Origin of the sequence: Mycolicibacter hiberniae, assembly GCF_010729485.1 — a bacterium.
Classification (GTDB): Bacteria; Actinomycetota; Actinomycetes; order Mycobacteriales; family Mycobacteriaceae; genus Mycobacterium; species Mycobacterium hiberniae.
In genome coordinates, this window is sequence record NZ_AP022609.1 from 347019 (window position 1) to 364932 (window position 17914).

Below are 17914 nucleotides of genomic sequence, written 5' to 3' on the forward strand. Positions count from 1 at the left end.
GTGACCGACCTTGTACAGGATGCGACTGGTGCACGCAGCGTCGGACGGCAGGCGGCAACCGAACTCCCGTCGGCCGTGCGGATCGGCTTCTCGCGCGTCCTGCCCGAGCTGAAGATGTTCTACCGCCGCCCGGAACAGGTTGCGCTGACCTTCTCGATGCCGGCCGTGATATGCCTGCTGCTGGGATCGATCTTCACCTCCAAAGTGCCCGGCACCCAGACACCCACCGGAGCCGTGATCGCGGCGAGCATGCTTGCCTACGGAATCCTCTCGACGTCGTTCACCAACCTCGGCATCAGCATCGCGGCCGACCGGGAAACCGGAGCGCTGCGTCGACTGCGCGGCACTCCGGCGACAGCGACGTCGTACTTCATCGGAAAGATCATGCTGGTTGCCATCGCGAGCCTGGCCGAGGCTGCCCTGCTGTTGGTCTTGGGGGTACTGGTCTTCGACCTGCGCCTACCCACCAGTGCATCCGCATGGTTCACCTTGACGTGGGTGGCCGTCCTGGGAATCGTCAGCTGTTCGCTGCTGGGCATTCTGGTCAGCAACGTCGCCAGCAACGCGGTTTCGGCCGCCGTTCTCACCAACGGCCCCGCGGTCGGCCTGCAATTCCTCTCGGGCACCTATGTGCCACTGATGCTGATACCGACGTGGATGTTGGTCATCGGATCGCTCTTTCCCGTCAAGTGGATGGCTCAGGGATTTCGTTCGGTGTTCCTGCCGGCACAGATGGTGGTCTTCGAACCAGCCGGGGCCTGGGAGCTGGGGCGCATCTTTGTGGTCCTGGTGGCGTGGAGCGTGGCCGGTCTGGTGGCTTGCCTGCTGGTGTTCCGATGGTCGGATCGAGGTTGACCGTGCTCGAACGCAGTGAACCGCCGGCAGTTCAGCCCGGCGAAGCGATGGCGTTGTCGCGAAGGGGGACACGATGCCTTCCCTGTTGATGATCACCTATCACTTCTTCCTTCAGGTCGTGGTCATTCTGGCCACCTACCGCCTGCTGTGGCCGCTGTTCCGTCGGCTGGCTCAGGTGCAGGTGGTCGCGATGATGGTGGCGGGGTTCCTGCTGGGTCCCTCCGTTCTGGGATGGCTCTGGCCGGCCGGTCAGCGCTGGCTGTTCCCCACGAAGCTGACCCTGGGGTCGGAGACGTTCACCCACCCGAGCCTCACGGTCATCTACGTGGTCGGCCAGCTGGGCCTGGTGCTGTACATGTTCTTGGTCGGGGCATCGTTCAAGCTCGACATCCTGACCGCGCACTGGCGGCAAGCCGGCGTCACCTCGGCTGCGGGTATCGGCGTTCCCCTGGTGCTCGGCGGGGTCCTCGGAGCGTGGATGGTAAGTCGCGGAGGCTATTTCACCGACAACGTCGCATCATGGCAAGGCGGCCTGTTCGTTGCCGCCGCCGTCGCCATCACCGCCTTTCCGATGCTGGCGTGGATCGTCTACGACTCGGGACTGCTCAATACGCGGCTGGGAACGGTATCGCTGTCCTGCGCCGCTTTCGATGACGCGTGTTCGTGGGTGTTGCTGGCGACGGTGGTCGCCACAGCCAAGGGAAGCCTGTTCGGTGCGGTTCTTGCCATCGGCGGCGGGCTGGCGTACCTGCTGTTCATGGTCTATCTCGGCCGGCCGCTGCTGGCCCGATTGGAGACCTGGTCGCCGCCCCGCGCTGCGATCGAGCGAACGGGTGGACTGCCCATCGCCCACACCAGCGTTGTTCTGCTGGTCGTCCTGGCGGCGAGCTGCTTCACCGATTTCGTGGGAATCTATTCGGTGTTCGGCGCTTTCGTGGCCGGTGCCGTGATGCCGCGCGGTCCGTTGCTGACCCAGATCCGAGAGCACTTCGAGCCGTTGACGGCGTATCTGCTCATTCCGGCCTTCTTCATCTACTCCGGGCTGAACACGCAGCTCACCCTGATACTGGACGCGCCCACGCTGCTCATGGCGGCGGTCGTGCTGTTGGTGTCGTTCGGCGCGAAGTTCGGCGCGGTGGGTCTGGCAGCCCGGTGGCAGGGAATGAGCCGGCTCGAGGCCGCATCCATGGGGGCACTGGCCAATGCGCGCGGCCTGATGGAGCTCATTCTGCTCAACATCGGATTCGAAGCGGGTCTCATCTCCGGGAAGCTGTACACGATCCTGGCCCTGATGACCATTGTCACGACCCTGGTCGCGACACCCCTGCAGCGGCAGTTCGAGCGCCGCCTGCGGAAAGCGGGATCGAAGTTCGGCGTGGACGGGGAGGAGCCCCTTGTCGCGGGTGGCGTCGAGGACGCACCGGCCGTTGCCGTGCCCGGCCGGTGATCGGTCACCCGGCGCGGCGGGCGCCTCCGGCGCATACGGCGGGCGTATTTGCGTCCCGCAGCCCGAAGAGTCCGACCACAGCCCCGTTGGCTCCGAATAACTTTCATGTCAATATCACCGCAACGCAGGAGGTCCGTCGCTGTCATCGGCAGTGGAGTTGCCGGCTTAACGGCCGCCTATGTGTTGTCCCGGCACTGCCGCGTCACTCTCTATGAGGCCGACACCCGGCTCGGCGGCCATGCCCACACCCACTTCGTCACCGCTGACGACGGCAGCGCCCTTGGCGTCGACTCGGCCTTCTTGGTTTACAACGATCGGACCTACCCGACGCTGTGCCGGCTGTTCGACGAGCTCGGGGTGCGCGGCACCGAGACCGACATGTCGATGGCGGTGCGCAACGACGCGACAGGCCTGGAATACGCCGGAGCGCAGGGCGCCGCGGGCCTGTTCGCCTCACCGCGGACGCTGCGTCCCCGCCACCTGCTGATGCTGGCCGAGATCCGGCGCTTCCACCGTGCGGCCACCGCCGTACTGCGGCAGTCGACGCCGGATGATCTGGAGCCCCTCGGCGCATTCTTGGCACGGCACGGCTTTTCCGGCTACTTCGTCGTCAACTTCATCACGCCGCTGGTGGCCGCGGTGTGGTCCTGCCCGGCCGATGATGCGCTGAGCTACCCCGCCCGCTACCTGTTCACCTTCCTGCAGCACCACGGGATGCTCTCGGTGTTCGGATCCCCGACGTGGCGCACCGTGACCGGTGGCTCGGCGAGCTACGTGAACCGGATCGCTGCGCGGGTTGACGAGATCTGCACCGACAGTATCGTTTGGGCGCTGCGCCGGGTGTCGGACGGAGTGCTGCTGCACGCGCCCGGCGTGGGGCAGCGGCACTTCGACGCCGCGGTTGTCGCGGTGCACCCCGATCAGGCGTTGCGCCTGCTGCACAGCCCCACAGCCAAAGAGCGGGCCGTGCTCGGGGCCATGCCCTATTCGGCCAACCATGCCCTACTGCACACCGACGAATCCGTGCTGCCCCGGCATGCCAGAGCCCGGGCGTCGTGGAACTACCGGATAACCGCGGACCGCCGGGGTGTGCTGGTGACCTACGACGTCAGCCGGTTGATGCGCATCAAGTCCCGCCGGCGCTTCCTGGTCACGCTGGGTGGCGCAGATCTGGTCGATCCGCGATCGGTGCTTGCCGAGATGACCTACCAGCACCCGCTTTTCACCCCGGAGTCGGTCGCCGCCCAGCGCCGTCTGGCCGAACTCGGCGATCACCGCATCGTGTTCGCCGGTGCCTACCACGGCTGGGGCTTTCATGAAGACGGCGCGGCGTCGGGCGTCCGCGCTGCGTGGCGACTCGGGGTCGACTGGGCGCCGGCCGCGACGTGCGATCGGGCGTGCGCATGCTGACCCCGGCGATCTATCGGACCGCGATCACCCACCGCAGACAGGTGCCGGTGGTCCACCAATTCGCCTATCGCGGATACAGCTGGTTCATCGACGTCGATGAACCGCCCCGCCTGCCCCGGTGGTTGAGCCCGTTCGCCAGATTCGACGCCGGGGATCACCTGCACGGGTCCACTGGCGACTCGCTGCGGCAGCGCGTCGACCGATTCCTGGCCGAACGCGAAGCCGCCGTCCCCGCCGGACGCGTCTACGCACTGCTGCAGGCACGGGTCGGCGGTTATGCGTTCAATCCGATCAGCGTGTTCTGGTGCCACGACCGGCACGGAGAGCTGCGGCACGTGATCGCCGAGGTGCACAACACCTACGGGCAACGTCACGCCTATCTTCTGCCCCCCGCCGAGGCGCCGGTGCGGGTCGCCAAACAGTTCTATGTGTCGCCGTTCTTCACGGTCGCGGGTCACTATCTGGTGCGGGCTCCCCGCCCCGGGCGTGGCGTGGACATCAGTATCTCGCTGTACCAGGACGACAGGCCGGTGTTCGCCGCGACGATGCGCGGCGTCGGGCACCCGGCCACCCCCGCTCGCGTCGCCCGCATGCAAGTCCTGGCGCCGCTGGCGCCGCTGGTGGTCGCGGCACGCATCCGTCTACAGGGCATCGCAATCTGGTTGCGCGGAGTTCCGGTGGTGAAACGATGACTGCCCCAACGGGTTTGGTGCCAACCGTTGACGTGGACCCGGGCCGGTGGCCGCAGCTTGTGCACAGTCCGTCGGGGCCCGTGGCGGCCGCATCCGCGGTGGTGGTGCACGCCCTGCTGCGGCGCGCGGCGCGACGCCTGCCGGTGCGCCTGCAATACCCCGGGGGCAAGAGCTTCGGTGCCGCCGACCCCCGAACCCCGGCCCTGGTGATCGCCCAGCCGGACCGCATGGCGCGGCGCATCGGACGATCCGGGCTGATCGGATTCGGCGAGGCGTATATGGCCGGCGAGTGGCACTCCCCGGACCTCGTCGCGCTGCTCAGCGTCCTGGCCGGCGCGATGGATGAGCTGGTCCCGGCTTCGCTGCAGCGCCTGCGGCCGCTGGTGGTGGCCTCAGGACCGCGGTCGGCGAACACACCCGACCGTGCCCGCCACAACGCCTCGGCTCACTACGACCTGTCCAACGAACTGTTCGCGGTGTTTCTCGACGAGACGATGACCTACTCCAGTGCGCTGTTCGACCGGATTCCCAGTTCCCAGGCGGTACTCACCGGCGCCCAGCGCAACAAGATCGACCGGCTGCTGGACGCGGCCGCCGTCGGGCCCGGCAGCAGGGTTCTGGAGATCGGCACCGGCTGGGGCGAGTTGTGTCTGCGCGCGGCGGGCCGCGGGGCGCACGTTCGCTCCATCACGCTGTCCCGTAAACAACAGGAGCTGGCCAGGCAGCGGGCAGCCGTCGCCGGCGTCTCCGACCGGGTCGAGATCGAGTTGTGCGACTACCGCGAGGTCGCGGGCAGCTACGACGCGGTGCTGTCGGTGGAGATGGTCGAGGCCGTCGGCTACCGGGCCTGGCCGGAGTACTTCCGCGCCCTGGACCGTTTGACCGCCCCGGGCGGCCGGGTGGCGATACAGGCGATCACCATGCCGCACGCCCGGATGATGGCCAGCCGGCACACGCTGACCTGGATTCAGAAGTACATCTTCCCGGGAGGTCTGCTGCCGTCCACGCAGGCGATCTCCGGCGTCACCGGCTATCACACCGGACTGCGCACCGTCGACATGCGCGCATTGGGCCCCCACTACGCCGAAACGCTGCGGCTGTGGCGGGAACGCTTCAACCACAGCGACTCCGCCGTGGCCGCGCTCGGCTTCGACGAGGTGTTTCGCCGGATGTGGGATTTCTACCTGGCCTACTCGGAGGCGGGCTTCCGGTCGGGCTATCTGGATGTCTACCAATGGACGTTCGCCAAACCCGGCGAACCTCCCCCGGTGAGGGGGTAGCGGGATGCCCGCGGTTTCACGCACCTTCGACGAATGGTTTCCAACCACTGCGTCGGTGACGGTTCGGCGGCTAGGCTGGCGTCCGATGAACCAGCCCACCGCGGGTGCCTCCGAACTGGATGCGGTACTTCACCGGGTAGCAGGGGGAAGTCTCGCCGACTTCGCGATGCTCTACGACCGGACCGCCGCGCGTGTGTACGGATTGGTTCTTCGGGTCCTGCGCGATACCGGCTACAGCGAGGAAACCACCCAAGAGGTGTATCTCGAGGTGTGGCGCAACGCCGGCAAATATGACCCCACCAAGGGATCGGCCCTGGCATGGCTGCTCGCGATGGCGCACCGCCGCGCGGTGGACCGGGTCCGCGCCGAACGCGCGGCGGGGCAGCGGGAGTCGCGTTACGGGGCGGCCAGCGCAGATCCGCCCGGAGATGTGGTGGTGGACGCGGTGATCGTCAGCGACGAGCAGCGCCGCGTGGTCGACTGCCTCGGCGGGCTGCCCGAAAAGCAGCGGCAATGCGTCGAGTTGGCATACTACGGCGGATTGACCTACGGCGAGGTCTCACAGCGTCTGGCGGTCAACCCCTCCACGATCAAGACACGGATGCAAGAAGCTTTGCGCCGCTTACGTGAATGCCTGGGTATGCCATGACCGAGCCGCACCTCCCCGACCTGTTGGCGATGGCTACGCCGTATGCGCTCGACGCCGTCTCCGACGCCGAGCGCGCAGAATTCGATCGCCAGATGGCCGCGGCGCCGAAAGCGATCGCGCAGGCCTTCGACGAAGCGGTGACGGCGGTGCACGAAGCGATGGCCCTGGTCTCCGAGGCCACCGCCGTGCAACCTCCGCCGGGGCTGCGCGAAGCCGTCATGGGCCGCGCCGTGAACCTCTCGGCCAGCCGTTGGCGATGGCGCACCGCGGTCCTGGCCGCCGCGGCGGCGATCGTGGGGGGCCTGGCGGCCGTCAGCGTCGGGATCGCACTGCGACCCGATACGCAACCCTCGGTCCCGGAACAGGTTCTCGCGGCCCCCGACGTGGCGAGCGTGTCGAGTCCGCTGGCCACCGGCACCGCCACGGTGCTGTTCTCCCGAGACCGCAGCGCCGGGGTCCTGGTGATGAACAATGTGCCGCCGCCGGAACCGGGCACGGTCTACCAGATGTGGCTGCTCAGTCCCAGCGGCCCGACGCTGGCCGGCACGATGGACGCCGCAGCTGTTTCGCCGTCGACCACAGCGGTGATTCCCGAGCTCGGGGATTCGACCGCGCTCGGATTCACCGTTGAGCCCGATCCGGGATCGCGCCAACCCACCGGGCAGATGCTTGTGGAAATTCCATTGCGTTAAGACGGGGGTTTGCTCCGATGGATCTGGGGTCGCGGGGGTACCGGCTACTCGATTCCGTTCTGGACCGCTCTGTGGTGCTCGGCTATACCCGGCTCGGGTACGGGATCCGCCGGCGCGCGTGGCCGCGCGATCCGGCACCGGACGCGCTGGCCGGCAAGGTCGCCATGGTGACCGGTGCCAACAGCGGTATCGGCAAGGCGATTGCGGCGGGGCTGGCGGCGCTGGGCGCCACGGTGCTGATGGTGGGCCGAGACCCCGAGCGCACCGAGCGCGCCCGGGCCGAGCTGGCTGCCGAAAACCCCGCGGCGGACCTGCGCGTGGAGGTCTGCGACGTCGCCGATCTGGCCGCGGTGCGCCAGTTCGCCGCCGGCCTCGCCGCTCGGCTACCGCGGCTCGATGTGCTCGTCCACAATGCCGGGGTGCTGCCCGACGAGCGAGCCGAGACTGCCGACGGGCACGAGATAACCTTGGCAACCCACGTCCTCGGTCCGATACTGCTGACCGAACTGCTGGTCCCGGCTATGGCCGCGTCCGACGACGCCCGGGTGATCCTGATGTCCTCCGGCGGCATGTACACCCAGGCGCTGGCCGCCGACGACCCGGAGTACCGCAGCGGGAACTACAGCGGCGTGACCGCCTACGCGCGAACCAAACGGATGCAGGTGGCGCTCACCCCGGTGCTTGCCGAACGCTGGAAAGCCCGCGGCATCGCCGTGTACTGCATGCACCCGGGTTGGTCGGACACACCCGGGGTGGTCACGTCGCTGCCGACTTTCCAGAAACTGACCAAACCGTTGCTGCGCACCCCGCAGCAAGGAGCCGATACCGCCATCTGGCTGGCCGCAACGACGCCCGCCCCACCGACGGGTGGCTTCTGGCACGACCGGCGACAGCGCCCCGAGCACTTCCTGCCGTTCACCCGGGAAAGCCGCGAGGACCGTGATCGGCTCTGGGCTTACTGTGCGCACGCCGCCGGACTGCCCGACAGCTGAGGCAGGCCCCGCTCAGTCGAATTGCTTGCGCAGCTGCGGCTTGACCACCTTGCCGCTGGCATTGCGCGGCAGCTCATCGAGCAACACCAGCTCTTTGGGGTGCTTGTAGCGGGCCAGCCGTTCGTTGAGGAACGGCTCGAGGTCGGTCAACGTCAGTGCGGCCTCGCCGGAGACCAGGGCCACGATCGCCACCGGAACCTCGCCCCACTTCTCGTGGGCCCGGCCGATCACGGCTGCCTCCCGGACCAGCGGGTGCTCGAACAGCACGTTCTCCACCTCGGCGCAGTAGATGTTCTCGCCGCCGGAGATGATCATGTCCTTCTTGCGGTCGACGACATAGACGAAGCCTTCGTCATCGACACGGACCAGATCGCCGGAGTGGAACCAGCCACCGGCGAACGCTTCGGCGGTCGCCTCGGGTTTGTTCCAGTAGCCCTGCATCATGGTGGGCCCGCGATAGACGATCTCGCCGATCTCACCCGGCGCCACATCGTTCATGTCGTCGTCGACGACGCGGGCCGCGATGGTCGGGATCACCTTGCCCACCGAACCGAGCTTGCGGATCGCGTCAGCGCCGTCGAGGACACAGGTGATGGGCGACATCTCGGTCTGTCCGAACACCGCGACGTTGAGCGCGTTCGGGAAGCTCTCCGCCATGGCCCGCAGTACGGTGTCCGACGCCGGCGCGGCCCCCCAGCTGATCACCTCCAGGGCCAGGTCACGTTGCCGCACAGTCGGATCGGCGCAGATCATCTGCCACTGGGCCGGCACCAGGAACACCGAGGTGGCCCGTTCCCGCTCCCATGCGTCGAGAGTGTCCGTGGAGTTGAACGCACCGAGCGGGTGGATCACGGTCTTGGTCCCGACCATCAGGTTGGGTGCGATGCTGCCCAGGCCGGCGATGTGGAACATCGGTGCCGCGCAGAAATACACCGTGTCCGGGCTGGTCTGCAATGCCCGGACACACGTCAACGACTGGGCGGCAAGGTTGGAGTGCGACAGGATGGCGCCCTTGGGATTTCCCGTGGTTCCCGAGGTGTACATGATCAGCGCCGGGGTGTCTTCGGGGACATCGGCGCCGGGATGCGGCACACCGGTCTCGGCGATCAGCGATTCGTAGTCGTCACCGAGCACCACGGCGACATCGAGTCCGGGAGTGTTCTTGCGGACCGACTCGATCAGCGGCGCGAGCACGTCGTCGGTGATGACGCCCTTGGCGCCGCTGTCGGAGACGATATAGCTGATCTCCGGGTCGGTGAGGCGGAAATTGACCGGTACGGCGATGGCGCCCAGGGCGTTGATCGCCAAGGTCGCCTCGACGTATTCGGTGTGATTGAGCATCACGATCAGAACACGGTCGCCGAAGGAGATCCCGCGCCGGAACAGCGCGCTCGCCAGGCGTTCCGAGCGGTCGTGCAGCTGCTGCCAGGTCGTGTCGACGCCCCGACAGCGGAAGGCGACGGCATCGGGCCGCATCTCGGCGTGGATCGCCACATGGTTCATCCAGTGGTTGCGGCGCGACCGCAGTGGCTGCAAGCTCATTCGCCGAAGACCGCCTTGCGCTTCTGCAGCATGGCCGTCGCGCCTTCGAAGAAGTCGGGCGAGGTGAGCAGTTCCACCTGACCGGCCTTCTCGCGGGCCAGTGCGGCGTCGAGCGCAGCGAGGTTGGTGGCGTTGAGTGCCCGTTTGGTCAGCTCGAGCGCGCGGCGCGGCCCGTGGGCCAGCTTCTCGGCGGCGGCTTCGACCCGAGCGTCCAATTCCGCGTCGGACAGCACGGCGTTGATCAGCCCGGCATCGCGGGCGGCGGTCGCCGGCAGGCGCTCGCCCAGCAGTGCCATCTCATTGGCCACTGCCCGCCCGGCCGCCGCAGCGACCAGGGCGGTGGTGCCGCCGTCGGGCATCAAGCCGATGTTGGTGAAGGAGAGCAGGAAGTAGGCGCTCTCGACGGCGTAGATCAGGTCCGCGGCCAGCGCGAGGCCCACGCCCACGCCGGCGACCGGTCCGTTGACCCGCGCGATCACCGGCAGGGGGCTTTCGGCGACCGAGGTCACCAGCCGGGCCGCGCAGTCCATCACCTCCTCGGGGCTGACACCGCCGGCGGTCGCCGACAGATCCGCGCCGGTGCAGAAGGCCTTGCCTTCGCCGGTGAGCACCACAGCCCGCACGTTGCGGTCCTCGGCTGCGCTGGAGAAGACGTCGCCGATGGCCGTCATGGTGGCGTAGTCGATCGCGTTGAGCCGGCCGGGGTTGGTGATCGTCACCCGCAGCACGCGGCCGTCGCGCGTCGCGGTCAGTTTGGCGGAGCTGGTTTCGGACACGATCAGACCCACCCTTGCGTGAACCGGGATTGCAGCACGTCACTTCCTCCGTGGATGAAAACGTAAATTGTGGTTAACGTATGGGCGGCGGCCCGAACAGTCAACACAGGGGGTGAAAATGGCCACGGCTCCAGCGGCGCCGGTGTCGACGGCTGCGGTGCAGCGGCGCCCCAAGGACCGCAAGGCCCAGATCGTGCGGGCCGCGGCCCGCACGTTCAGCCAACGGGGCTACCACGCGGTCGGTGTCGATGAGATCGCCGCCGAGGTCGGTATCTCCGGACCGGCCCTCTACCGGCACTTCGCCAACAAGTACGCGCTTTTGGTGGCGACCGCCGAATACGCGGCGCAGGCGTTGGTGACCGCCGCGAGGTCCGCCGACGAGCAGGGCCGGCCACCGGCTGAACGGCTGCGCGCGATCACCGCCGCGCTGATCGACGCCACCATCGGGATGCGCCGCGAGGGCGCGTTCTACCGGTGGGAACGGCGCTACCTGCAACCGCCGGATCGCACCGAGATCCGCGCCAGCTACGACGCGCTCAATGCCGCCATCATCGAACCGCTGGCGCAGCTGCGCCCCGGCCTTGCCGCCGCCGACACCGCGATGCTGGCCGCCGCCACCCTCAGCGTGATCGGCAGCATCTCGGCGCACCGCACCAGGCTGGGCGCCGCCGCACTTCAGGATCTGCTCGGCGAGCTGTGCTGGTCGGTGCTCACCACCGAGCTGCCACCGGCTCCGTGCGGACCCGCGCCGCGGCGCCCGCAGCGGGGCCTGCCGAGTATGTCCAAACGCGAGCGGTTGCTCGCCGAGGCCATCCGCATGTTCGGCCAGCGCGGCTTCTACGAGGTCAGTATCGAGGAGATCGCCACTGCGGCGGGCCTGAACGGCTCGAGCGCCTACCGCTATTACCCGAGCAAGGCCGCCTTGCTGGCCGTCGCCTTCCACCGGGCCAGCGACCGCTTGCTGATGGCCATCACCGACGCCCTGGCCGAGTCGAGCAGCCCGCGGCAGGCGGCCCTGCGCATCGCCGAGCGGTACACCGCGCTGGCGTTCGCCGCACCCGAGCTGGTCAACATCTACTTCGCCGAGTTCGCCAATCTGCCGGAGGCCGACCAGGCCGAGTTGCGCAGGCTGCAGCGGCAGAACGTCGACGAGTGGGCGCACCTGGTGAGCCAGGTCGGCGCCCGCGAAACCGAAGCGCTCTTCCGTGTCCACGCGGCCCTCGCCCTGGTTGTCGATATAGGACGCCTGGTTAACTTCGACAATCGAGGCGAACAGCGGATGCGGGTCCAGGCATTGATGGCGGCGGTACTTTTCGGCGACGGCCGCGGGTATGCGCAGGACGGCGCGCTGGCTACCATCGACCGATGAGTGCCGCATTGGTAGACCAGCGTGACGCCGAGACCACCGCGCGCGGACTGGCCGGGTTGTTGCTGGGCGCCGGGGCCGGTCATTTCGTCTGGCCGGGACCGTTCGACGCGATCGTTCCGCCGGAGCTTCCCGGCAGCGCCCGCGCCTATACCTACGCGTCGGGGGTCGCCGAGCTCGTCATCGGTGCGCTGTTGCTGTCGCGGCGCACCCGCCGCCGAGCCGGTCTGGCCGCCGCGGCCCTGTTCGTCGCGGTGTACCCGGCGAACCTGCACAGCGTGCGGTTGTTCTGGGCCAGGCCCTGGCTTCGGGCCGGGGCGATAGCGCGGCTGCCGCTGCAGATTCCGATGATCGTCGCCGCGTTGCGGGTGTGGCGCGCCGGCTAACGCGTAATCCGGGCGCATCCGCGATCGTTGCTGCTCGCCGAACGAATCGGGGTAGCCGGCCCACTGATTCGGCCGGCGAAGCTCGTCGTCGGTGAGCAATGCCCCCGACAGCGCCTGGCGGACCTGCTCGGGGCGGCGCCGCAGAGCAGGGTCACCGGAGTCCGCACCACCCTCCTAATGAAAATCATTGTCAATAAAGCCGTTTCTGCGGTAGCCTCCAGCTCGTCGCTTGTCGACAATCATTTTCAATAAGGTTGAAGGAGGGGTTCGTTGTCTGCACGCTGCCAAGTCACCGGCCGGGTGCCCGGTTTCGGGAATGCGGTGTCGCACTCGCACCGCCGCACCCGGCGACGCTGGTCGGCGAACATTCAGGTGCGGACCTACTACCTCCCCTCGCAGGATCGCCGGATCACCCTGCGGGTCAGCGCCAAGGGGATCAAGGTCATCGACCGTGACGGCATCGAGGCCGTGGTGGCCAGGTTGCGTCGGGAAGGTCGGCCGGTCTGATGGCGCGCACCGATATCCGACCGGTGGTCAAGCTGTGCTCCACTGCCGGTACCGGCTACACCTATGTCACCCGGAAGAACCGGCGCAACGACCCCGACCGAATGGTGTTGCGCAAGTACGACCCGGTCATCCGCCGCCACGTCGACTTTCGCGAGGAGCGCTGAGGCGTGGCCAAGAAGTCCAAGATCGTGAAGAACGAGCAGCGTCGGGCGCTGGTGGCCCGTTACGCAACACGGCGCGCTGAGCTCAAGGTCATCTGCGCGACGTCGAGCAGTCCGGAGCTGCGGTCGGCCGCTCGGCGTGAGCTGGCTCGTCAGCCGCGTGACGCCAGTCCGGTGCGCCTGCGACACCGCGACGCGGTCGACGGGCGTCCGCGCGGTTACCTGCGCAAGTTCGGACTGTCGCGGGTGCGCGTGCGCCAGCTCGTGCACGACGGCCTGGCGCCCGGCGTCCGGAAGGCGAGCTGGTAGGGCTTCACGTCCCCCGTGGCGGGTCCGGCGCCAAGCCGCCGTCCGGAGCGATGTGGGCGAAGATCTGCTGCAGCAGGGTCAGGATGTGCGGGTCGTCAACGCTGTAGATGTGGTGGCGTCCGTCACGGCGCGCATTGATCAGCCCGGCCAGGCGCAGCTTGGTCAGGTGCTGGCTCATGGTGGCCACGTTGATGCCGGCCCGTCGGGCCAGGGTGGTCACGTCATAGGCGTCCTGGGCGGCCAGCCACATCACGTGCAGGCGCGCCGGGCTGCTCAGCAGTGCGAACGTGCTCGCGGCGGAGGCCAGTTGCGGCGGGGTCGGCTCATCGGGCCGGTCGGCTGAACTGATTTCTTCGGGCCGCCGTTTTTCATCTTTAGCCATGGCGGCATTCATTGTGTCCCACGCGCGATGTCGGGATTCGCCGAACAACACATTCATATAGTTGCGCAATAGCCAAAGTGTTGGTGAGAATGAGGCAGTTCATCGCGGCGCATCGGGCACCTCGAGGGGGCTCGAACACCGCCGCCACGCCACAGGATTGGTTGCTGCCGAATTGCTTTCGAGATCGTTGCTGCGCCCGGTCGCGCTGGGACTGCGTACGGCATCAGTGGTGCTGGGCGCTGCGGTCCGCGGAACCTCAGCCACCGCCGAAGCGGTGGGGGGCATCACCTCGGCCGGCGTGCAGGTTGCTGCGCTGCCGATTCGCGAGGCCACCCGGCTGCTGTCCGGCGAGTCCGCCGCGGGATCGCTGACCCGCAACTGCTGGCGCGGCCAACAACGTGCCTGGATCGAAGTGCGCGGCCTGAACGATTCGCCCGACGTGGGCCAGCGGGTGCTCGACACGCTCAACGGCGAGCCCGCTGTGGTCTCGGCCCGGTTGAACCGCCCGCTGTCGCGGGTGGTGGTGGAACTCGCGGACGACGCTGAGCTCTCGCTGCCCGACCTGTGCCGCCTGACCGCCCGGGCCGAGCGCGGCAGCGGTGGCGTGCACCGCCCCACGGCGCCGATCTGCGCGACGCCGACCGCGGTGTTACCCGGCGACGGGCTGCTGCTGATGTCCCGGGGCGTGATGGTCGGCGTCAACGCCGCCGGGCTGGCGATCGCCTTCGCCGGGCGCGCGTTGCGCCTGCCGCACGCACCGGTCGCCGTCGACGCCGTCGCGGCGATGGCGAATTACCAGCCGTGGGTGCGCCGCCGGCTGGCTGACCAGATCGGCCGCGGAGCGGCCGACACCGTTCTGTCGCTGATTTCCACCGGGGCACGCATCGCCACACTGTCCCCGGCGACGCTGGCAGTGGACTTGGCGCTGCAGGGCATCAAGGCCGCCGAGTCTCAGGCCGCGGCCCAGGCCTGGACCCATCACGAACCGCACCTAGCCGCGCACGCCGAGCAGACGCGGCTTTACCCACCGTCGCGCCCGATGCCGCTGCCCGAGGGCGCGGTCGACCGGCACGGCCGCCGGGCCGGCTACGTCCAACTGTTCGGGTCCGGCGTGGTGGGGGCGCTCACCGGCAACCTCAGCACCGCCGCGACCGCGGCCGTCGTCACCTCCCCAAAAGCCATGCGCAGCACCACCGAAGCCTTCGCGGCCACGCTGTGCCGCTCGATGGTGCAGCAGCACGCGGCGTTACCGCTGCGCCCCGACAGCCTGCGCCGGCTCGACCGCGTCGACGCCGTCCTCATCGATCCCCGCCTACTGTGCACCGCCGACACACACCACCCGCTCGCCGCGGCGCTGCTCGCCCAGGCACGGGCCAGCGGCGCGGAGTTGATCACCCTCGACGTGGCGGCGCTGGGCGAGCTCCGCCCGGCATTCGACGAACTGGCGCCGCCCGGTGCCGGCGGCGACGACGCTCTCGATGCGGCACTGGCCGACGCCCTGACGGCACGTCAGCAAGACGGCCGCACCGTGGCCGTGCTGACCTCGACCGGCGCGAAGGCGCTCGCCGGCGCCGACGTCGGCCTGGGAATCCTGGTCGAGGACGCCGCCCTGGCTCCGCCGTGGGAAGCGGATCTGCTGCTGACCGACCTGGCCGGCGCCTGGCGGGTGCTGCACGCGATACCGGCGGCACGCCAGGCCGCTGCGCGCGGCATCGCGTTGGCCACCGGCGCATCCACGCTGGGTGCGGTGCTGATGGTTCCCGGAGTACGGGGCGGGCGCGGTCCCGGACCGGTCACCGCCGGGGCGGCCACCGGGCTGCTCTCGGGATACCTGCTGGCCCGCCAGGCGGCGCGGACGCCGGCGCCGCGGCCCGCGCCGGCCCACGAGTGGCATGCGCTGTCGGCCGAAGAGGTCCGCGGCATCCTGTCCGCCCCCGACCTCGCCGGCACGAACGCCGCATCCGAAGCCGCACCACCGCCCGTGGCATGGCAGTTCGTCAAGGCGGTGCGAGCGGAGCTGTCCGATCCGCTGATGCCGGTGCTGGCGCTCAGTTCGGCTGCCACCGCGATGCTGGGCTCGCCGGTGGACGCGATGATGGTCAGCACGGTGCTGATCGGCAACTGCATGCTCGCGGCGGCCCAACAACTGCAGGCCGAGAACCGGTTGAACCGGCTGTTGGCTCAACAGACCCCGCCCGCCCGCATCGTCGAACCCGACACCGGAACCTACGGTGAGATCGCCGCGGATCGGTTGCTGCCCGGCGCCGTGATCGAGGTCCGCAGCAATGAGGTCGTGCCCGCGGACGCCCGACTGATCGAGGCGACCGACCTCGAAGTCGACGAATCGTCGCTGACCGGCGAATCCCTGTCGGTGGACAAGCAGACCGCGGCGACACCCGGCGCCGAACTGGCCGAACGGCGCTGCATGATCTACGCCGGCACCACAGTCGTCGCGGGCACCGCACGCGCCGTGGTCACCGCCGTCGGCCCCGACACCCAGGCCCGCCGAGCCGCTGAGCTGGCCGCGGGGGACCTCCCGGTCGTCGGCTTGCAGCACCAGCTCAGTCAGCTCATGAGCCGCGCCTTCCCGGCCAGTGCCGCCGGCGGCCTGATGGTGGGTCTGTTGGGCCTGCTGCGCGGGGGTGGACTGCGGCTGGCCCTGGGCAATGCGATCGCGGTCGCCGTGGCGGCGGTGCCGGAGGGGATGCCGCTGATGGCGACCCTGGCCCAACACGCCTCGGCGCAACGGCTCACCGATACCGGGGCCCTGGTGCGCATTCCGCGTTCGGTGGAGGCCCTGGGCCGGGTGGAGGTGGTCTGTTTCGACAAGACGGGAACGTTGAGCGAGAACCGGCTGCGGGTCACCCGGGTGCACCCGGTGGCGGGATTCAGCGACGACGACGTGCTGCGGTGCGCGGCCAACGCCGCGCCGGCTCCCGAGGGCGATCCCCACACCCACGCCACCGACCAGGCGGTCGCCGAAGCCGCGGCCCGCGTCGCCACCGGCGATACGCCGCTGTGGAGCACCCCGGACGCCCACCTGCCCTTCCGATCCGGCCGGGCGTTCTCGGCATCGGTGCTGGGGCGGGACCTGATGATCAAGGGAGCGCCCGAAGTGGTGCTGGCCGCCTGCACCGGCCTTTGCCCGGACAGCGATGCGCCGGTGGCCGAACTGGCCGCCGGTGGCCTGCGAGTGATCGCGGTGGCGCGGCGCCGGCTCACTGCCGCCCAGGTCAAGTCGCTGGCCGACGAGCCGGACGCCCTCACCGGGCTGTGCCGATCCGGGCTGACGCTGACCGGGTTCCTCGGCATCTCCGACACCCCGCGACCCGAAGCGCCGCAACTGCTGGCCGACTTGGCCGAACGTGGTATCGGTATCCGGCTGATCACCGGCGATCACCCCGTCACCGCCACCGCGATCGCCGCGGAGCTGGGGGTCCCGGTCACCGCGGAGCAGGTCATCACCGGAGCGGAGTGGAACGCGCTGTCGCGCCGGGACCAGGAACAGGCGGTGGGGCAGCGGGTGATCTTCGCCCGGATGTCGCCGGAGAACAAGGTCCAGGTGGTGCAGACCCTCGAACGCAGCGGACGGGTCTGCGCCATGGTGGGCGACGGCGCCAACGACGCGGCGGCGATCCGAGCGGCCAGCGTCGGACTCGGCGTCGTGGCCCGGGGCAGCGACTCGGCACACGCAACCGCAGACATCGTGTTGACCGACGGTCGGATCGGCGCGTTGGTCCACGCCATCGACGAGGGCCAGCGGCTGTGGCGGGGGGTCCAGCTGGCGGTGACCGGCTTGCTCGGCGGCAACGTCGGCGAGGTGATCTTCGGGGTCGTCGGCGCCGCGCTGTCGGGGACTTCGCCGCTGAACAACCGCCAACTGCTGCTGATGAACATGCTGACCGACGCGCTGCCCGCCACCGCAGTGGCGGTCAGCACCCCGGCCGGGGCCTCGCACCGGGTGGTGCGCGGTATCGACGAGCGCCGTCTGATGCGGGCCGTCGCGCTGCGCGGGGCCATCACCGGAGCGGCGGCCAGCGTCGCCTGGGGGCTGGCCTCGCTGACCGGACGCCGGCAACGCGCCGCCACGGTGGCGTTGATCGCGCTGGTCACCACCGAGCTCGCCCAGACCCTGTTCGACTCCCACGCCCCGCTGGTGCTGGCCACTGCAGCCGGCTCGTTCGCAGCATTCGCGGCGATGATCAGCCTTCCCGGTGTCAGCCAACTGCTGGGCTGCGTCCCGGTGGGCCCGCTGGGCTGGTCGCTGGCGCTCGGAGCTGCCGGCACCGCGGTCCTGGCGATGGCCGCGGCTCCGCACCTGCTGCCGGCCGGCCGGCGTGACGCAGCGCAGGACAGCGATGAGGGTGCCGAGCTGGCCACCGTCCAGGTGCTGCGGCCGGCCGACGCCCGGGCCTGCCCGGAGGACACCGTGATGGGGTCTACCGTGAGGGTCAGCAACTGACGAGCG

General features: G+C 69.2%; 17 protein-coding genes. 14 read left to right on the forward strand and 3 right to left on the reverse strand.

Translation table 11 applies throughout. The features are described from left to right. The 8 genes from G6N14_RS01675 (at position 1) to G6N14_RS01710 (ending at position 8017) form a co-directional block, all read left to right on the forward strand. A complete protein-coding gene (locus G6N14_RS01675) occupies positions 1–855 on the forward strand; it encodes an ABC transporter permease (protein ID WP_234808849.1) in 855 nt (284 codons plus the stop codon). A 73-nt stretch (positions 856–928) separates the two neighbouring features. Further along, positions 929–2302 (forward strand): cation:proton antiporter, encoded by a 1374-nt coding sequence (locus tag G6N14_RS01680; protein WP_085135012.1) that lies wholly within the window; start codon positions 929–931, stop codon positions 2300–2302. 111 nt (positions 2303–2413) lie between these two features. Then, entirely contained in the window at positions 2414–3712 is a 1299-nt protein-coding gene (locus G6N14_RS01685) for an NAD(P)/FAD-dependent oxidoreductase (RefSeq protein WP_407663154.1), read from the forward strand. Beyond that, positions 3706–4404 carry a DUF1365 domain-containing protein gene (locus G6N14_RS01690; RefSeq protein WP_109559753.1) on the forward strand — a complete coding sequence of 233 codons (699 nt, stop codon included), beginning with the start codon at positions 3706–3708 and terminating at the stop codon, positions 4402–4404. The genes G6N14_RS01685 and G6N14_RS01690 overlap by 7 nt, the downstream gene beginning before the upstream one ends. After that, positions 4401–5684: a class I SAM-dependent methyltransferase gene (locus G6N14_RS01695; RefSeq protein ID WP_085135015.1), complete on the forward strand. Its 1284-nt coding sequence runs from the start codon at positions 4401–4403 to the stop codon at positions 5682–5684. Before G6N14_RS01690 ends, G6N14_RS01695 begins: the two co-directional genes overlap by 4 nt. Positions 5685–5769: 85 nt before the next feature. Next, complete coding sequence (gene sigK / locus G6N14_RS01700; protein ID WP_085135016.1) at positions 5770–6333, forward strand: ECF RNA polymerase sigma factor SigK; 564 nt, start codon at positions 5770–5772, stop codon at positions 6331–6333. Beyond that, positions 6330–7025, forward strand: coding sequence for an anti-sigma factor (locus G6N14_RS01705; RefSeq protein ID WP_085135017.1), 696 nt, complete (start codon positions 6330–6332; stop codon positions 7023–7025). Before sigK ends, G6N14_RS01705 begins: the two co-directional genes overlap by 4 nt. A 17-nt stretch (positions 7026–7042) precedes the next feature. Further along, the gene (locus tag G6N14_RS01710; RefSeq protein WP_085135018.1) at positions 7043–8017 is read left to right on the forward strand and encodes an SDR family NAD(P)-dependent oxidoreductase; all 975 of its coding nucleotides are present in this window, start codon (positions 7043–7045) and stop codon (positions 8015–8017) included. A gap of 12 nt (positions 8018–8029) precedes the next feature. Here the strand turns inward: G6N14_RS01710 and fadD5 are convergent, their stop codons facing one another. Both fadD5 and G6N14_RS01720 read right to left on the reverse strand, forming a co-directional pair. After that, positions 8030–9559: a fatty-acid--CoA ligase FadD5 gene (fadD5, locus tag G6N14_RS01715; RefSeq protein ID WP_085135019.1), complete on the reverse strand. Its 1530-nt coding sequence runs from the start codon at positions 9557–9559 to the stop codon at positions 8030–8032. Next, on the reverse strand, positions 9556–10338 hold the full coding sequence (locus G6N14_RS01720) for an enoyl-CoA hydratase-related protein (protein ID WP_085135094.1): 783 nt from the start codon (positions 10336–10338) through the stop codon (positions 9556–9558). The genes fadD5 and G6N14_RS01720 overlap by 4 nt, the downstream gene beginning before the upstream one ends. A 115-nt stretch (positions 10339–10453) precedes the next feature. Here G6N14_RS01720 and G6N14_RS01725 point away from each other — a divergent pair, with 115 nt between their 5' ends. The 5 genes from G6N14_RS01725 (at position 10454) to rpsN (ending at position 13064) form a co-directional block, all read left to right on the forward strand. Next, positions 10454–11704: a TetR/AcrR family transcriptional regulator gene (locus G6N14_RS01725; RefSeq protein WP_085135020.1), complete on the forward strand. Its 1251-nt coding sequence runs from the start codon at positions 10454–10456 to the stop codon at positions 11702–11704. Beyond that, the gene (locus G6N14_RS01730) at positions 11701–12087 is read left to right on the forward strand and encodes a DoxX family protein (RefSeq protein ID WP_085135021.1); all 387 of its coding nucleotides are present in this window, start codon (positions 11701–11703) and stop codon (positions 12085–12087) included. Before G6N14_RS01725 ends, G6N14_RS01730 begins: the two co-directional genes overlap by 4 nt. A gap of 270 nt (positions 12088–12357) precedes the next feature. Further along, on the forward strand, positions 12358–12594 hold the full coding sequence (gene rpmB / locus G6N14_RS01735) for a 50S ribosomal protein L28 (RefSeq protein WP_085135022.1): 237 nt from the start codon (positions 12358–12360) through the stop codon (positions 12592–12594). Further along, on the forward strand, positions 12594–12758 hold the full coding sequence (rpmG, locus tag G6N14_RS01740) for a 50S ribosomal protein L33 (protein WP_085135023.1): 165 nt from the start codon (positions 12594–12596) through the stop codon (positions 12756–12758). The genes rpmB and rpmG overlap by 1 nt, the downstream gene beginning before the upstream one ends. 3 nt (positions 12759–12761) lie before the next feature. After that, positions 12762–13064, forward strand: coding sequence for a 30S ribosomal protein S14 (rpsN, locus tag G6N14_RS01745; RefSeq protein WP_085135024.1), 303 nt, complete (start codon positions 12762–12764; stop codon positions 13062–13064). Positions 13065–13068: 4 nt separating this feature from the next. On the opposite strand, the gene G6N14_RS01750 is transcribed toward rpsN, so the two are convergent. Then, positions 13069–13446 carry an ArsR/SmtB family transcription factor gene (locus G6N14_RS01750; RefSeq protein ID WP_109559754.1) on the reverse strand — a complete coding sequence of 126 codons (378 nt, stop codon included), beginning with the start codon at positions 13444–13446 and terminating at the stop codon, positions 13069–13071. Positions 13447–13636: 190 nt separating this feature from the next. On the opposite strand from G6N14_RS01750, the gene G6N14_RS01755 reads away from it, so the two are divergent. Then, positions 13637–17908 (forward strand): cation-translocating P-type ATPase, encoded by a 4272-nt coding sequence (locus tag G6N14_RS01755; RefSeq protein ID WP_165756877.1) that lies wholly within the window; start codon positions 13637–13639, stop codon positions 17906–17908. Positions 17909–17914: the final 6 nt, after the last annotated feature.

What these genes read in the sequence shown, in the direction of transcription:
- fadD5 (WP_085135019.1), bottom strand. Translation starts at nt 9,559, where the DNA reads ATGAGCTTGCAGCCACTGCGGTCGCGCCGCAACCACTGGATGAACCAT.
- G6N14_RS01710 (WP_085135018.1), top strand. Translation starts at nt 7,043, where the DNA reads ATGGATCTGGGGTCGCGGGGGTACCGGCTACTCGATTCCGTTCTGGAC.
- G6N14_RS01725 (WP_085135020.1), top strand. Translation starts at nt 10,454, where the DNA reads ATGGCCACGGCTCCAGCGGCGCCGGTGTCGACGGCTGCGGTGCAGCGG.
- G6N14_RS01695 (WP_085135015.1), top strand. Translation starts at nt 4,401, where the DNA reads ATGACTGCCCCAACGGGTTTGGTGCCAACCGTTGACGTGGACCCGGGC.
- G6N14_RS01730 (WP_085135021.1), top strand. Translation starts at nt 11,701, where the DNA reads ATGAGTGCCGCATTGGTAGACCAGCGTGACGCCGAGACCACCGCGCGC.
- rpmG (WP_085135023.1), top strand. Translation starts at nt 12,594, where the DNA reads ATGGCGCGCACCGATATCCGACCGGTGGTCAAGCTGTGCTCCACTGCC.
- G6N14_RS01705 (WP_085135017.1), top strand. Translation starts at nt 6,330, where the DNA reads ATGACCGAGCCGCACCTCCCCGACCTGTTGGCGATGGCTACGCCGTAT.
- sigK (WP_085135016.1), top strand. Translation starts at nt 5,770, where the DNA reads ATGAACCAGCCCACCGCGGGTGCCTCCGAACTGGATGCGGTACTTCAC.
- G6N14_RS01750 (WP_109559754.1), bottom strand. Translation starts at nt 13,446, where the DNA reads ATGGCTAAAGATGAAAAACGGCGGCCCGAAGAAATCAGTTCAGCCGAC.
- G6N14_RS01690 (WP_109559753.1), top strand. Translation starts at nt 3,706, where the DNA reads ATGCTGACCCCGGCGATCTATCGGACCGCGATCACCCACCGCAGACAG.
- G6N14_RS01680 (WP_085135012.1), top strand. Translation starts at nt 929, where the DNA reads ATGCCTTCCCTGTTGATGATCACCTATCACTTCTTCCTTCAGGTCGTG.